Source organism: Methanomethylovorans hollandica DSM 15978 (assembly GCF_000328665.1).
Taxonomy (GTDB): domain Archaea; phylum Halobacteriota; class Methanosarcinia; order Methanosarcinales; family Methanosarcinaceae; genus Methanomethylovorans; species Methanomethylovorans hollandica.
The window spans coordinates 2,007,690-2,023,056 of sequence record NC_019977.1; the positions used below are offsets into that span (position 1 = coordinate 2,007,690).

At 43.3% G+C, this 15,367-nt stretch carries 15 protein-coding genes; 5 read left to right on the forward strand and 10 right to left on the reverse strand.

The annotated features are described in order from the left end of the window. Positions 1-4 precede the first annotated feature (4 nt). From METHO_RS09690 to iorA, 7 genes are all read right to left on the reverse strand, one after another. Positions 5-418, reverse strand: coding sequence for a 30S ribosomal protein S19 (locus METHO_RS09690; protein WP_015325355.1), 414 nt, complete (start codon positions 416-418; stop codon positions 5-7). 15 nt (positions 419-433) lie between these two features. After that, positions 434-1,147, reverse strand: coding sequence for a 50S ribosomal protein L2 (locus tag METHO_RS09695; protein WP_015325356.1), 714 nt, complete (start codon positions 1,145-1,147; stop codon positions 434-436). A gap of 11 nt (positions 1,148-1,158) precedes the next feature. Continuing rightward, positions 1,159-1,407 carry a 50S ribosomal protein L23 gene (locus tag METHO_RS09700; protein ID WP_015325357.1) on the reverse strand — a complete coding sequence of 83 codons (249 nt, stop codon included), beginning with the start codon at positions 1,405-1,407 and terminating at the stop codon, positions 1,159-1,161. Next, on the reverse strand, positions 1,404-2,171 hold the full coding sequence (gene rpl4p / locus METHO_RS09705; protein WP_015325358.1) for a 50S ribosomal protein L4: 768 nt from the start codon (positions 2,169-2,171) through the stop codon (positions 1,404-1,406). Before rpl4p ends, METHO_RS09700 begins: the two co-directional genes overlap by 4 nt. Positions 2,172-2,176: 5 nt before the next feature. Next, on the reverse strand, positions 2,177-3,190 hold the full coding sequence (gene rpl3p / locus METHO_RS09710) for a 50S ribosomal protein L3 (RefSeq protein WP_015325359.1): 1,014 nt from the start codon (positions 3,188-3,190) through the stop codon (positions 2,177-2,179). 579 nt (positions 3,191-3,769) lie between these two features. Continuing rightward, positions 3,770-4,360 carry an indolepyruvate oxidoreductase subunit beta gene (locus METHO_RS09715; protein ID WP_015325360.1) on the reverse strand — a complete coding sequence of 197 codons (591 nt, stop codon included), beginning with the start codon at positions 4,358-4,360 and terminating at the stop codon, positions 3,770-3,772. Continuing rightward, the gene (gene iorA, locus METHO_RS09720) at positions 4,357-6,162 is read right to left on the reverse strand and encodes an indolepyruvate ferredoxin oxidoreductase subunit alpha (protein WP_015325361.1); all 1,806 of its coding nucleotides are present in this window, start codon (positions 6,160-6,162) and stop codon (positions 4,357-4,359) included. Before iorA ends, METHO_RS09715 begins: the two co-directional genes overlap by 4 nt. A 205-nt stretch (positions 6,163-6,367) precedes the next feature. Between iorA and METHO_RS09725 the strand changes: the two genes are divergently transcribed. From METHO_RS09725 to METHO_RS09745, 5 genes are all read left to right on the forward strand, one after another. Next, the gene (locus tag METHO_RS09725; protein ID WP_281162781.1) at positions 6,368-7,741 is read left to right on the forward strand and encodes a glutamate-5-semialdehyde dehydrogenase; all 1,374 of its coding nucleotides are present in this window, start codon (positions 6,368-6,370) and stop codon (positions 7,739-7,741) included. Between the two features lie 13 nt (positions 7,742-7,754). Then, positions 7,755-8,879 carry a glutamate 5-kinase gene (gene proB / locus METHO_RS09730; protein ID WP_015325363.1) on the forward strand — a complete coding sequence of 375 codons (1,125 nt, stop codon included), beginning with the start codon at positions 7,755-7,757 and terminating at the stop codon, positions 8,877-8,879. Between the two features lie 134 nt (positions 8,880-9,013). After that, positions 9,014-10,375, forward strand: a complete 1,362-nt coding sequence (gene cca, locus METHO_RS09735) for a CCA tRNA nucleotidyltransferase (protein WP_015325364.1) — start codon at positions 9,014-9,016, stop codon at positions 10,373-10,375. Positions 10,376-10,468: 93 nt separating this feature from the next. Continuing rightward, positions 10,469-10,663, forward strand: a complete 195-nt coding sequence (locus tag METHO_RS09740; RefSeq protein ID WP_015325365.1) for a hypothetical protein — start codon at positions 10,469-10,471, stop codon at positions 10,661-10,663. A gap of 368 nt (positions 10,664-11,031) precedes the next feature. Then, entirely contained in the window at positions 11,032-11,628 is a 597-nt protein-coding gene (locus METHO_RS09745) for a hypothetical protein (protein ID WP_015325366.1), read from the forward strand. A gap of 61 nt (positions 11,629-11,689) precedes the next feature. Here the strand turns inward: METHO_RS09745 and METHO_RS09750 are convergent, their stop codons facing one another. Genes METHO_RS09750 through pfkC form a run of 3 tightly spaced genes read right to left on the reverse strand, consistent with a single transcriptional unit; the run spans position 11,690 to position 15,367 of the window. Further along, the gene (locus METHO_RS09750; RefSeq protein WP_015325367.1) at positions 11,690-12,529 is read right to left on the reverse strand and encodes a DNA-3-methyladenine glycosylase family protein; all 840 of its coding nucleotides are present in this window, start codon (positions 12,527-12,529) and stop codon (positions 11,690-11,692) included. 10 nt (positions 12,530-12,539) lie between these two features. After that, positions 12,540-13,877, reverse strand: coding sequence for an ADP-dependent glucokinase/phosphofructokinase (locus tag METHO_RS09755; RefSeq protein ID WP_015325368.1), 1,338 nt, complete (start codon positions 13,875-13,877; stop codon positions 12,540-12,542). A gap of 11 nt (positions 13,878-13,888) precedes the next feature. Next, positions 13,889-15,367: an ADP-specific phosphofructokinase gene (gene pfkC / locus METHO_RS09760; protein ID WP_015325369.1), complete on the reverse strand. Its 1,479-nt coding sequence runs from the start codon at positions 15,365-15,367 to the stop codon at positions 13,889-13,891.

The window sequence follows — 15,367 nt, forward strand, 5'->3', positions numbered from 1 at the left end:
CACCTCACTTCAATGGTACGAACCTGCTTGAACGGGTTGCTCCCACACCAGCACTACCATGAGAGACTTTTGGACGACTCTGTGAGAATTCACCGAACCTGTGCCCTATCATCTCAGGCTGTATTTCGAAGTCAAGGAAGCTCTTGCCATTGTACACTGCAACTGTCTTGCCTACCATATCAGGAAGTATGATGACGTTCCTGTAATGAGTACGCACGTTGTCTGCACCATCTTTTATCTGCTGCATCACATCCTTCTGATGCTCATTGAAGCCTCTCCTGATAGAGCGGCGCTCTCTTGCTGTAAGAAGTTCTGTGAATTCCTCCGGGCTCATCGCCTGAAGTTGCTCGATGGTATTGCCACGATATGTGAACTCACCTTTTCGTTTTGGTAATTTTGATCCTATTTTTCTTGCCATGGGATTACCTCCGGTTTAACGCTTTCCGGTCCTACGTGCTGCTATCTGTCCAACCTTACGTCCGGGCGGTGCATTCCTGCTAACTGTTGTTGGCCTTCCTGGATGCTGCCTGTTACCTCCACCGAATGGGTGGTCAACTACGTTCATGGCAACTCCCCTGACACGAGGATACTTTGCAGCTCTCGTCTTCATCTTGTGATATTTCTTACCTGCTTTCAGGAAGGGTCTGTCCAGCCTTCCACCGCCTGCAACGATACCAACAGTGGCACGGCATTTAGAGTTAAGCCACTTCATTTCACCCGATGGCATCTGTACAACGGTCTTTCCCTTATCATGAGAAACCACTGTTGCATAAACTCCAGATGAACGTGCGAATTGACCGCCATCATTGGGCTTTGACTCAACATTGCATACAGGGACACCTTCCGGGATATTTCTAAGTGGCAAGACGTTACCTGGTCTTACGGCAGCTTCGGTACCACATGAAATAATGGTACCAACAGCCATCCCCTCCGGAGCCACGATCATTTTTTCCTCGCCGTTAGCAAAAGATACTTTTGCCAATGGAGCAGAACGCGCTGGATCGTGTTCAAGACCTACTACAGTACCGATCAGCATTTCATTATCATTCACTTTAGGGTGCTTTAGAGAAGCCTTGTACTTATGAGAGGGAGCCCTGTAGGTAGGTGTACCGCGACCCCTGTTCTGTGAAATTAATCGTTTACCCATTGTTACTCACCTCACATCAGTCCTATCCTTGTAGCTATCTCATGAGCAGCATCAGTTTTACTAAACGTTACGATAGCCTTCTTCTGGCCATTCATAGTGCTCATTGTACATACTGATGTGACATTAAAACCATACATCTTCATGATGTCTGATTTTATCTGCCCCTTGTTTGCCTTGCTGTTAACAATGAACTGGAGCTTATTGTTTTCCAGTAACATCATAGCTTTTTCTGTGATGAATGGATAATTTATAGCTGTCATACGAACATACCCTCCAGAGCTGCGATAGCAGATTCCGTCCATATGGTAAGTCTGCCTGCATGAGTGCCGGGGGCCAGCAATTCAGTGCTTATGGAGCTAACTGAAACAACATCCACACCTGCCAGGTTCCTTGCGGAATTGAACAATGCACTACCCTCATCAGCAACTACCAGGAGACTTTTTCTGTTCTTGTATCTTCTTCCTCTAAGCTTTCCGCGACCTGCTCTGATATTCCTGCCTTCCTTTGCACGCACTATATCATCGAACACACCAGCTGCTTTAAGGAACTGCACAACATCCTTTGTTTTGGCCAGGTTCTGCAATGCATTCTCTGCTACCAACGGTAGCTGGACGCTCTCTTCGAACTTATGACCACGAGCCCGTACAAGTTGTACATTACCAGTTGCCGAAACTGCTGAGCGGATAGCAAGTCTTCTTTCCTTTTTGTTTACCTTTTCTGTCCTGTCCGCCTCTGGTTTTGGCGGATGTGCTGCCCTTCCGCCAACCGCTTGCGGAACCCTGGCTGCACGACTACCAGTTGCGATCCTCGGGATCTGTGCTACACCGCGCCCTGATCCCCAGGATACTGCAGAGGTCTCCATACCTGCATATAAACGAGGACCATAGGGCTGGTACCTCTTGGTCTGAGATGCAAGCACCGCCCTCTTTATAAGGTCCGGCCTGTATGATTCATTGAATATCTCAGGCAGGGCGATCTCACCTATCGTATTACCAGAAATCCCAATAACATTAGTTTTAGCCATTTAATTCACCCCTGCTTGCTCTGTGTGCTTATGTGAACTATCTGAGGTTCACCCATAGCGGATACTCTCGCCCTGGTAGGTTCACGCAGTCTGATAAGCCTCTTGGATGGACCTGGGACACTACCTTTGATAAGCACATAGTCGTTCCTTACAAGACCAAAATTGGTGAACCCACCAACAGGGTTGATCTCCTCAGGATTCGTGCCTATTTTGAAGATGCGCTTATTACATTCAGTCCTCTGGTGGAAACCAGTCTGACCCATCTGAGGTACCCTCCAGTTCACATGTGCTGGTCTGAAAGGACCAAGGGTACCTATCTGCCTTAGGCTTCCCTGACGGGAATGCTTACCTTTCTGAAGCATTATACCCCATCTTTTAACCGGACCCTGAGTACCTTTACCTATAGTGATAGCAGCTACATCCACTAAACTGCCGCCCTTGAAAACATCGCTTATTCTAACTTCTTTGCCGAGAATAGACTTTGCATATTCGTACTTGTCCTTAGAATTTGCACCGCTTATGCCAGTTTCCATTATGTCAGCATTCTTCTTGGGAACACCTGTAATGCTCTTTGGGAGAGTATAGGTCACTACTCTAATATCAGAAACCTTTCCCTCGTTCATTAGTTGTTCGATCTTCCCCAGAGCTGCATTAGTATCATGTTTTAATGGGACCTTGATTGTCTGTGCAAGACTTGTATCAAGTTCCTTGGTCCAAGCCTCTGCCAGAGCCCTCTCGCCGACAGTATCTTTTCCATAGGCCCTGATAGCAGCCACCCGAATAGCTGGTGTTTCGATCACAGTCACAGGTACTGTGATCTCAAGACCTTCTGTAAGGCTGTTCTTGGTATCATCGATGATCACGACATGAGTCATACCGACCTTGTAACCAGCGAAATCCTGAATTTTTATTCCAGCGTCTGATACCGGCCATGACCTGTAACGTGGTATGGGGCTCTGTGCTCTTTTGCGCGGACTGAACGCGAGTGATCCTCGCCTTGGTCTGTGTCCTTTTGCCATTGTAATTCTCCCGATCTATATTTTTTAGATTTGGCCGTTCAACTTTCTTGCTGATAGCATGGGTTATGCAAAAAGTCGAAGCGCCACTGGGATCAGAAAACACATGTTTATTGTGTGATCGACGGCTATACTGCCGCTGCTATACAACCGTAAAAAGCAGAATATTGCCCTATACCGGTAGGATCATAGCAGATATCCCTACTGTGGTCATCTCCAGAACGATTTAAACACCTTATGTCCCTGCAAACGTTTCCGCAAGCAGGAGGGCATTCTTGAAGAGGCCCCGAACATCACATGTTAAATCCGACTTTTTCATACGTAGTTAGTTTCATTGCGATATGCAAGGCGAACCTTACATACCCATCTCTATCGTTGGGCTTAGATAGATAAATACATATATAAAACCTTTGCATGGGAAAAGTGTCTGAAAGATAAATCGAAACAATAGCCGTATCTATCTTTCATGAAATAAGATTCAATGTTTTTACCAGATGCAACTGCATTATCATTCACTTATTCTTTAAAGCCATAGAGCCGAATAAGATACATGTAATTCAACATGGAAAGTAAATAAGAACATCATGCATGAAGTCTTCCAATACCAAATGCTTTGATGTTGATATCCATTGTCCTCTTTGGTACTGATGCCTTGACACAATCCAGCAATACATCTTTAGATAGTGGCAAGTATTTAGATACTGCCCCTATCATCACAGTATTCATGGATTGTACATGGCCAGCTTCTTTGGCAAGTTGCACTGCATTAAAAGCCTTTACAGTGAACCTCTGTTCCAGATAGTCAATTATCTCCCCCATATCAGGATATGAAGAAATACCCGAGGTCACTGTCACGGGTAATACTGGCTCTGTGTTGACAATAACTATACCTTCATCTGACAGATATTCAATATATCTCAAAGCCTCACTTGGCTCCAGAGCTATTAAAGCATCAGCGCTTTTCAAGGGAATTAGAGAACCTAACTCACAGCCAATCCTCAGATGATTTACCACTGAACCACCGCGCTGTGCCATACCATGAGTCTCAGCAGCCATTACTGGCAACCCTTCCTTTACTGCAGCCTTCCCAATTATATCTGAAGCAAGGATGGTACCCTGCCCTCCCACGCCTGCTATTACCAGATCGAAGAGAGATATCCCGGCTGAGCTCATCTCTTCACCTCCAATATTGCCCCAAACTTACATATCTGGGCACATACACCGCATCCCGTACACATGTTGTTGATCCTCGCACGTTTAAGTTCATTATCGAATTCTGTTGCAGGACAGCCAAACCTAACGCAGGACTTGCAGCCTGTACATTTCTCCTGATCCACTGAAAATGCTGGTTTTCTGGCTCCTGATCTTCTCAGATCGATCACACATGGCTGCCTTGCTATCACAACAGAGGTACCTTTGTAGTCCCTGGAGCGTCTGAACACATCCTCAGTAGACGCCAGATCATAGGGATCGACCACTTCCACGAATTCCGCTCCTAGAGAACGGCATATATCAGATATAGACACCGCTACCGTGGATTCGCCAACAGCCGTTTTGCCCATTCCGGGATTTGGCTGATGACCGGTCATGGCAGTGACCCTGTTATCCATAATAGTTACTGTGATATCCGCCTTATTATATACTGCATTGAGCAAGCCGTTCATGCCTGTGTGGAAGAACGTGGAATCACCGATGGAACAACATATAGGATGTTCCTCTCCTGCATGATATATTCCTGAAGATACAGTAATGCTTGCGCCCATACATAATGTAGTGTCTACAGCACCTGACTGTACTCCAAGAGTGTAGCAACCAATATCACTTGGATAAATTCCGTCTTTCCCAAAAACCTTCTTCATAACATGGAAAGCAGCTCTGTGGGCGCAACCGGGGCACAATACAGGAGGACGCGAAGGGAGTTGAAGGCCCACATCATTAACCTGCCGAGAAGGTTCAGGTAGCTCGAAAGCCTTTGAGATGGCATCCATACATATATCAACATTCAACTCCCCATGCCTGGGAACAAGACCCTCTAATTTCCCCAGAACCTTTACTCCGATACCATGCTTCTGTGCCATGATACGTATTTCATCTTCTAACACCGGCTCAAGTTCCTCTATCACAAGCACTGTGTCTGCATGCTCCAACATACCGGTAATCTTGTCCTCAGGAGCCGGATATGCACATATTTTTAGGAAAGATGCATCCAGACCTATTCTTTTTATGGCTTCCCTGGCATAGACAGAAGCTACGCCTGAAGATACAACACCTATTTTCGATCCTGTCTTGAGTTCAAGCTGGTTCCATGGGGAATTCTCAAGCTCTTTTCTGATGTCCTCGTACACCTGCAACACATAAGGATGTCTTAGCCTTGCATTCTTAGGCATCATTATCCATCTTTCAGGGATCTTTTCGAACTTTACCTGCGGCCTCTGTTCAGTTATATCCCCAAGTTCCACATCAGACTTGCCGTGAGAGATACGGGTAGTAGGTCTGAAAATAGCAGCCGTCTGGAACAAATTAGACAACCTGAAAGCATCCGGTATCATATCCTTTGCCTCCTGGGGATTTGAAGGATCAAAACAGGGCATCAGCGCGAACTGGGCATATTTACGAGTATCCTGTTCGTTTTGAGAGGAATGACATGAAGGATCATCCGCAGAGATTATTATCATTGAACCTTTAACACCCATATAAGAGAGGGTCATAAGTGGATCTGCAGCTACATTAAGACCCACGTGCTTCATGGTGACTACAGATCTTACACCTGCAATAGCAGCCCCTGCAGCCACTTCAAAGGCTACTTTTTCATTAACCGACCATTCCACATAGAAATCCCTGTTTTCCATTGCTGCCAGAGTATCTATGATCTCCGATGAAGGAGTGCCCGGATAACCAGCAATTACCTGGCCACCTCCTTCTACAATGCCCCGTGCTATAGCGACATTACCTAGCATGAATTCACGTGTGCTCATGTCAATCTCCTGCTACCCCTTACAGAGCAATTATTGATAAATATATCTAAAATTGGAAATGATGATCTAGTTAATTCATTATATACAGAGTTTTTATACGTGTCAGGCCATTATCGATAAGTATAAGACTTAAGAACTAATTGCAATATCAGTTAGTCTATAATCCGAAGAAAATGAGATATCCCTCTTTAAGGAACATGTTCAGGTGGTCCGATCCATGGTAACAGAGATAGAAGCAAAGGTGATCGAAGCTAAAAAAGCATCAATCACACTTGCAAGTGTGAGCACGGATATGAAGAACCGTGCACTTGAGGAGATGGCAAATGCGCTGGATATTAACAGGCAAGCCATACTTTCAGCTAATGTAAGAGACCTGGAAGCCGCTGAGAAAGCCCAGAGAAAAGGTGAACTTTCCCAGGCAATGGTAGACAGGCTTAAGGTCAGCGACAGTAAGATAGATGGTATGATGGCCGGCATCAGAGATGTGATACATCTCGAAGACCTCGTAGGAAGAACGATGAGTTCTCTTGAACTTGATAATGGTCTGGAGCTTTATCAGGTAAGCTGTCCGATCGGTCTGATCGGAGTTATATTTGAATCCAGACCGGATGTTGTTCCTCAGATAATGGCACTTTGTCTGAAAAGTGGTAATTCCACTGTGTTCAAAGGCGGAAGCGAGGCACTTAACTCGAACAGGACTATCTTCAATATATTGGTAGAAGCCATCGAGAAAGTCGAAGGCATACCAAAAGGAGCTTTCCAGCTCATGGAAACCAGGGAAGAGGTAATGGATATACTGGCCATGGACCCTTACATCGACCTGCTCATACCCAGAGGATCTAACTCCTTCGTAAAGTTTATCCAGGACAATACAAAAATACCAGTCCTTGGCCACGCCGATGGAATATGTCATGTATATGTGGATGATGAAGCTGACCTGGCAAAAGCCTATAATATCTGTTTCGATTCAAAAGTGCAGTATGCTGCCGTGTGCAATGCCATGGAAACTTTACTGGTACATGAAAAGATCGCAGAGAAATTTCTGCCTAAAATGGCTCAGATGCTGGAAGGTGCAAGTGTTGAATTGCGCTGCGACAATAGATCGTTTGAGATATTAGAACAGATAGACTTTATTAATAAACTAGTGCGTGCCATAGAAGAAGACTGGTCTACCGAGTATAATGACCTAATTCTGTCTATAAAAGTAGTCAACTCGATAGAAGAAGCTATTGAACATATCAATACTTATGGTTCCCACCACACTGATGCTATAGTTACCGAAAACAAGAAGAAAAAGAAAAAGTTCGCTGACTTTGTAGACTCCTCCAGCGTCATGATAAACGCATCTACAAGGTTTGCCGATGGTTTCAGATATGGTAAAGGAGCAGAAGTAGGTATAAGCACTAACAAGATACATGCCAGAGGACCTGTGGGCATGGAAGGTCTTATGATCTACAAATATGTGCTCATAGGAAACGGAGACAAAGTTGCCGACTATGTAGGACCAGCAGCAAAGGAATTCACTCACAAAGAGCTAAACAAAAAACTCTCCGATGTCATAACAGAAAATAAAGTGTGAAGAGGCAATGTTCTTGAGCAGCAGGAAAGAGCTTTTAGGCAACATAAACAAAATTGTGGTGAAAATAGGGACTACATCAATAAACCAGGATGATGGTAAAATTAGCCCGGCTTTCTTAGACTCTATAGCTTCCCAAGTTTCCAACCTGCATAATGCCGGCAAAAAAGTGATAATAGTAAGCTCTGGCTCTATTGGACTTGGCGTGGATGTACTGGACCTTGACTCAAGACCACGGGAAATACCTGTAAGACAAGCTGCAGCAGCTGTTGGACAGAGCATACTCATGCAGGAATGGAGTAAAGCCTTCAGCAAGTATGGACTGAAAGTAGCTCAGTTGCTCCTTACTTATGATTCCTTTTCTAACAGATTAACATACCTCAATCTCAGGAACAGTATGCACACCCTCCTTAGTTACGGAGTTATCCCCATCATAAATGAGAATGACCCAATATGCGTACATGAGATAGAAGCTACTTTTGGGGATAATGACAAGCTCTCTGCCATGGTTGCAAGTAAAACAGAAGCAGAGCTTCTGATAATCCTCTCGGATATTGACGGGCTCTATGACAAGAATCCACACAACAATCATGGTGCTAAACTGCTCCACCTTGTAGAAGAGATTACTCCTGAAGTGGAAAGCTATGGAGGAAATCCAACAAGCCTTAAGGGCGTGGGAGGCATGCGAACAAAGATAATGGCTGCCAAGATCTGCGGCCTTTCCGGATGCCACACGATGATCGCTAGCAGCAGAGAAAAAGATATCTTGCTCAGGTTGCTAGATGGTGAGGAAATAGGTACGCTATTCATGGCGAACAAGGAAGTCCACACAAACAGAATACGCTGGATCTTATTATCAAAATCCTGCGGTTCAGTGGAAGTTGACGAGGGTGCAAAAGAAGCCATTGAGAATAGTATGAGTCTCTTACCTTCCGGAATAACTAATGTTGAAGGTGATTTCAGAAGAGGGGATATCATCGAAATTAAATCCAGAGGAGAAGTCTTTGCGAAAGGTATCACTGATTACTCATCAACTGAGCTTGCAAAGATAAAAGGTCAACACACAAACCAGATAATAGATATCCTTGGATACAAGAATTACAACCATGTGATCAAAAAAGAGAACATTGGACTGTACTGAAGATCACTTCGCTTTCTCCGGATCTCTTCTATGGCTAAATAAAACAAAAAAATTTTATTTTTATTTTGGTAGCACTCCATAAATTATAACTTCAAGAACAACATAAGCAGCCTCATAGGGTAGAAAGTGGCTTTATGGAAAACGATTTACTTAAAGATTTGAAAGAAGCCGTTCTGGAAAGTATAAGTCCAAAAACTGAAGAAAGAGCTTATCTGAAAGAGATCGCAGAATTGCTTATAAAAAAAATTGATCGTATAGCCTGCTCAATGAACCTGAAGGATGTTTCTGCAAAACTGGTTGGTTCAGCTGCCAGAAATACCTGGATATCGGGTACACATGACCTGGACATATTTATTATGTTCCCTGGCGATGCCAGCCGGGCAGAGCTTGAAAAAAAAGGACTGATCATCGCAAGAATGATAGCTGAAGAATCCGAGAGTTTTGAAGAACGCTATGCAGAACATCCTTACATAAATATGAGATATAGAGGGTTCGATGTGGACATTGTTCCCTGTTTCAGAGTGGATTCGGCCTCTTGCATAAGGTCTGCTGTAGATAGAACACCTTTTCATAACGAATTTATAAAAGAGAATATTCAGGGACTTGAAAAAGAGGTACTGCTCTTAAAACAGTTCATGAAAGGAACAGGTGTATATGGTTCAGAACTTAGAACACAGGGTTTCTCAGGTTACCTCACAGAGCTGCTTGTGATAAAATATGGTTCTTTCGAAAATGTGATCAGATCTGCCTGCGACTGGCAGCCTGGAACATATATTGACCTTAATTCTCATGGAATTATGAAACATAAAGAACCACTTATTATGGTAGATCCCACTGATCCGAAACGTAATGTTGCTGCCGCCCTGTCGCTGGATAAATTCTGCATGTTCATTGATTCATGCAGGGAATTTGTATTGCACCCTTCATTGGATATCTTTTTCCCACGAGCAGTGATACAAATTGATGACATGAAACTTTTCCAGAAACTGAAATCACGTGGTACCGCTTTTATTGCCATAACATTCAAAACACCTGATGTAGTGGAAGATGTGCTGTATCCACAATTGTATAAGATGGAGCAGGCAGTTGTTGCATTGCTCGAAGAGCATGAATTCAAGGTTCTGAATAAAGGATCATGGGCAGGACAAAACACAGTGGTCTTACTGGAACTCATATCTGCCAACCTTCCAGCCTTGAGTAAGCACAGGGGCCCACCCGTATGGGTACATCAACATGCCGAAAGCTTCAAAAACAAATATATGGCTGCAGAAGACGTTTTTACATTCTATATCGAAAATGGTATCTATGTAGCAGAAGTTCCCCGGAAATACCCGGATGCATATTTACTTTTAAAAGAAAGACTTACTTCGTGTTCTATAGGCAAACAGGTCAGCTTTGCAGTAAAAGATGGATTTAAGGTGCTGAGAGGCAGTGAAATATGCAGTATTCAGGACCCGAGCTTGAAATTGTTCCTGATGAACTGGCCAGGGATCTAATATAGATGACTTTTTTTATATTTAAAGCAGTATTCATTATTACCAATTCAACTATTAAATAGTAGAAGATCATTTTTAGAAAAGGGTGATATTATGATATGGGTATTTTCTTCACTTACGGATGAACAGATAAAATCTATCAAAGAACTGGAAGGGAAAATGGGTGTAACATTGTTGGCTTTTTCGGGAATTAAAACCAAGTATGCTGACATTTCCGAAGAAGATCTTAAACTTCTCCTTCAAGCTGAAAAGGACATTGGGGTTTCATTGGTTGCAGTTAATGTGTAATGAAAAAGAAGGAAAATAGTTGCAATTTAAACCTTGCAACTTGCCTTTATTCAACAGTTTGATCATGCCTTTATGAGCCCCTCAAATCCATATTTAAGCAATTATTTAGCTTCAATTCAGGCATTCTATGATAGACGTCTATTTTTTATTGACGACACTGCAGTAAGTCTTAAGAAGAAAGCATGACCTGCTCCCAACATCTGATGCTTTAACATCTTAATAGAGATCAGAAAACAAACATATAAGAAAGTGTAGAAAATAATATAGCATAGTAATATACTTGTAATCTATAGAACCAAAGACTAAAGATCATGGACTGAAAAACAAAGAAAAATATGAATAATATATCTCTTAAAGGAGGATTTTTCATGGGGAGAAAAAACAATCTGTTCCACAGGGCATGTATTGTATTGATGCTACTTTTTGTATCATCGTTTGTTGCTTGCGGGGTATCAGTTGCAGCGGAAGATACAAACGACATGGTCAACAGTGATATAGACCTGCAGATCTCTGAACAGCCGAACAAGAATAATATGACAGAGGCTGAAGAGAAGTTGAGCACGGATCTGCTTGAACTTCTGAGAACAACAAGACCAGGATCATCAACCGGAGCTATTATTAACTCAGATGAACAGGACCTTGTACATGTATATGTTTACCTGTATAAAGGTAACAACACCGATGTTATAGCACCTATAGTACAGGAGATCACCAACTGGGACGAGGAAACTTCAGTAGCTGTTGCATGGGTAAGTGTAAACAGGCTGGAAGAGCTTGCCTTGCTTGAAGAAGTAAAAAACATAAGAACGGTAATTCCTCCTGTAGTGAATAATGGTTCTGCTACAAACGAAGATAACATAAGTACTGATGCTGAAAAGGGTAACTATCTTGAAGACGGGAACTGGATAAAAATAATAGGGGTACTCCTTTTTACTGCAATAGTATTTAAAAAGAGATCTGAATGACAGTGTTTTATGCTGCTCCCCTCAGCAGTGTTTTTCATCAGATCACCTTTCTTTTATCAAATCACTTTAACCCTTCAAGTCTTTTCTGATAGAACAGATATTGCTGTGCATAACCACAGTACTTGCCAAAGTACATTCTGCCCCACATACCGATCTTGGTCTTGCTCATACCACCCTTGAAGAAGTCCTGGTTGCCATAGTAGGTCCTGATCACCTTTTCAACATGTGTGTCCACTGGAAAAGCTTCCATTTTCTCAAAAGCGAAGAGAAGGATACAATCTGCCACTTTCTCGCCTACACCATCAAGCGTCATTAGCTTCTTTTTAGCAGCCTCGTAGTCAAGTTCAAAAAGCTCGGCAAGGTCGATATCCCCATTAACTACCTGTACCGCTGCCTTTCTTATACGATTTGTTCTAAAACCCAGTCTGCAATCGCACAGATCGGAATCACATGCTATCGCTAATGAGTCTGGTTTTGGAAAACTATAATAGCCATCAGCAATTTCCTCACCAAAAATTCTAGATAGCTTGAAAATGCCATTTTTTATATTGGGAATGCTCCAGGCAGTGGCAAGAAGATATGATATCAAACATTCCCATGGGTCCTGCCGGATAAGGCGCATTCCCCTGTAACCGCTGATAGCTTCAGCCATGTATTTATCTTTATTTACAGCTTCCATTATACTGTTAAGATCATCATCAAATCGGAAATAATTAAGGAAAAAATCCTTCGGCAATATGGAATCGATGTGTACAGCACCTGTTTGTATGTCCTGCCAGGTACGTACCACATCCCCCCGGACGACACCTGTCCATACATCACCAACCTTGTCCCATCTGAAAACCTGGCCACAATCCAGTGTATAGTCCAGATTGAAATCATCACACTGTAGAGTATGCATTGTTCTCACCTTACTTTTTCCGCAGTTCCAGCTCCCTGAGAAACATTGAAGCGGTTACAGTATCTCCAAGACCCACAGTGGAAACAGGATCATCAGTAAGCAGAGCAGGTATCATGCACACCTGATACTCATTATAAGTTCCTGCTGCACCACGACCTAACTGAACAGCTGCTGTTGCTTCAATGAATCGCTGCATCTGACCAAGACCAATTTCGCTTTCCTTCATATCTGAAGACATTGACCATAGTTTATTTCGATCATGAAGCTGGCCAGTAGATGCAAAAACTCCTGCACATGCCACACCGAAACCCATAGCTTCAAGCTGCTCTTCCGGCAAAATGTCTTTCTGGGAAGATATGCTTAAGATATATTCCCTGGTGTGAACTATCATTTTCCGAAGACCTGAAGCCACAATACTACGCCTTGCAGCTTCCATTAAGGAAAAAACTTCCATCCGCAATATTTTGGCTGCATCCACCTGATGTATGGAAGTTAACATGGCAAGCTCATCTTCATTCATACCTATAGAACTTACAAGAGGTGATATCCTGGAAAACACATCCTGGGCGAGAACCGGATTACTAAAATGACCAAATTCAGCATGTATTGACATGTCATTGTTCATGTGACCCCACACATTTAACTGTTCCATTACTTTGTTGAGTTTGTCCCTGAAAGTAGAACCATCGGGATAGGACTCAAGCATCATGTGGAAGCCCGATATAAGAAGACCATCCATTTCACCCGCATGCCTGATGGCATATTCTTCGAAGCAAGGATTGACCAGAAGAGACATGTTCATAATGTCATAAGTAGCTATGAAACGGTTCTCCCTTGGTACTGTAAAATGTACATTCCCCCATGCCACCTTATCCCCTTTTTTGAAATCGAACACAAAATGTATGGGCTCATCTTCTTCACACCTGGTTTCCTGAGAATATGTACCATCCCCGGGAATAAGAACAGCTTTTTTGGAAAAAAAAGAGAGCTGCCTTTTTGTGGGTTTCACAACGTTGGCAATTACGAGTTCTGCACCCATTTCCGAGAGTACATTTGCCATTATACCCATATTGCCACCCATCCTCAGTCGGGACCCATTGATGAACTTATCCTTAAGAAGTTTGAATGCTTCCGGTCTGTGGACAAGCCATTCTGCACCTGTGCCCTCTTTCATACAGATAAGAAGTCCAGCAAGAAGATCAGACATGGAGTTTATAACGCCTGTGGGAGTTGCTATTTTTTCCACCAGCTCTGCTGCATCTTCAGAAGCGAGCATATCAGACACTTCCGCTCCTGTGATGGAATATAAGGCGTCTATATTGGCATTGTATGCGCAGAGTATCTTCATCTCTACTCCTATCAGTTAGCTTCATTCTTTTTCTTGAGCATAGCAAGGATCGCTACAAAAGCACCTGCTGAAATGGTGTCCCCGATACCCACAGTAGCCACAGGGTCAGGTACCACTTTTGAGGGGATGACAATAAGGTCATGGGTAAGCGCACATACGCAACCATCCTCGAACTCGGTCCCGGTACAGACATCTCTTCTGACAAGATATTTTTCAAGTTGATCAAGATCATGATGTCCCTGGCTGGATATTGGGACACTGAGACCGATTTCCCCTTCCCGGAGACTACCAATGCCACCATGCAATGCCTGGGCTGCTGCAAGAGTAGACGAGAACATCAAAGCATCTCTGTGCTCTTCAACGCTAAGGGGGAAATCCCTGCAAGCCACACAGATATAGAACCCTAGGCAATGAATATGGACCCTTTCAAGTTTCAGTTCACATAAGAGCTTAACAGCACCCTCGTACAGGGCAGAGATACTATTCTCGCCTTTGCTGATAACAGCATATGCAAGCTCCTCATGGCCCAGTACATTAAGAGCGTTAGCCACCTCAACAGTATCCAGTCCTAAAGAAGACACATGCTTGTACACAATATCCTTAAGGATCGTTTTTCTTATGACCTTGTTCTGGATAGAAGTAAACTCCACATGTATGCGCATATCAGGGTTGCCTTCCTTAAGCCTTTTGATAACCTGCACAGCCTTTTTCACATAATCACGGTAAGTGGTCCCATCCTCATATTTCTCCTTTATCATCTGATAACCTGCGAGTATAGCACCATCGATAACTCCATTCATATGCGGAATCTGATCGTATAGCTGCTCGCTCATATCTATGCGCAGCCAGGATGGTCGTGAAGAAATGATCAAACGATTATCTCTGGGAACTTCAAAACTGTCTTCATAATATTCAACCTTAGTACCTTTTGAGAATTCAAGTATCCAGTTTACCTTAGGACGCTGGTCCGGATCATAGGCCTCTGAGGGATGTCTCAGTTTGAGCACACCATCCTCAATTACCGGATATTTGAGATTAGGAGAATCAACAAAATATTCTGCTTGTTCCCTGGACAACCATGGAACATAGGTTATAACATTTTTAATTCCAAGATTGGCAAGCAAGTTAGAAATGATGCCAGCCTGACCTCCCATACGGGCTTTATCGAATACCAGATTATCCATGAGCCACTGGTGGATATCAGTAGTATAGGTAGGCACTTCGGCAGCTTTGCCATCGCGCATGGCTATCACAAGCCTCGCCAGAAGGTCCACCGGATCCTGAACTTCACGTGGATATCCTGCTATCCTTTGCTGCACCGCCTTGGCACCCACTATGGAAATGAGCTTATGGATATCTTTTTCAGTGACATGCTTTATAGCATCTACATTACTGTTGTATGCTACAAAGATACCATTAATGTCACCAAGTACATCACTGATACTGGAAAAGGCCGTAGAATAACGCTTCTCCCATTCTTGTATGTCCAT

Coding starts and splice junctions, on each gene's coding strand:
- METHO_RS09740 (WP_015325365.1), top strand. CDS start 10,469: ATGATATGGGTATTTTCTTCACTTACGGATGAACAGATAAAATCTATC.
- METHO_RS09755 (WP_015325368.1), bottom strand. CDS start 13,877: ATGAAGATACTCTGCGCATACAATGCCAATATAGACGCCTTATATTCC.
- pfkC (WP_015325369.1), bottom strand. CDS start 15,367: ATGGACATACAAGAATGGGAGAAGCGTTATTCTACGGCCTTTTCCAGT.
- rpl3p (WP_015325359.1), bottom strand. CDS start 3,190: ATGGCAAAAGGACACAGACCAAGGCGAGGATCACTCGCGTTCAGTCCG.
- iorA (WP_015325361.1), bottom strand. CDS start 6,162: ATGAGCACACGTGAATTCATGCTAGGTAATGTCGCTATAGCACGGGGC.
- rpl4p (WP_015325358.1), bottom strand. CDS start 2,171: ATGGCTAAAACTAATGTTATTGGGATTTCTGGTAATACGATAGGTGAG.
- METHO_RS09695 (WP_015325356.1), bottom strand. CDS start 1,147: ATGGGTAAACGATTAATTTCACAGAACAGGGGTCGCGGTACACCTACC.
- METHO_RS09700 (WP_015325357.1), bottom strand. CDS start 1,407: ATGACAGCTATAAATTATCCATTCATCACAGAAAAAGCTATGATGTTA.
- METHO_RS09715 (WP_015325360.1), bottom strand. CDS start 4,360: ATGAGCTCAGCCGGGATATCTCTCTTCGATCTGGTAATAGCAGGCGTG.
- METHO_RS09745 (WP_015325366.1), top strand. CDS start 11,032: ATGGGGAGAAAAAACAATCTGTTCCACAGGGCATGTATTGTATTGATG.
- METHO_RS09750 (WP_015325367.1), bottom strand. CDS start 12,529: ATGCATACTCTACAGTGTGATGATTTCAATCTGGACTATACACTGGAT.
- METHO_RS09690 (WP_015325355.1), bottom strand. CDS start 418: ATGGCAAGAAAAATAGGATCAAAATTACCAAAACGAAAAGGTGAGTTC.
- cca (WP_015325364.1), top strand. CDS start 9,014: ATGGAAAACGATTTACTTAAAGATTTGAAAGAAGCCGTTCTGGAAAGT.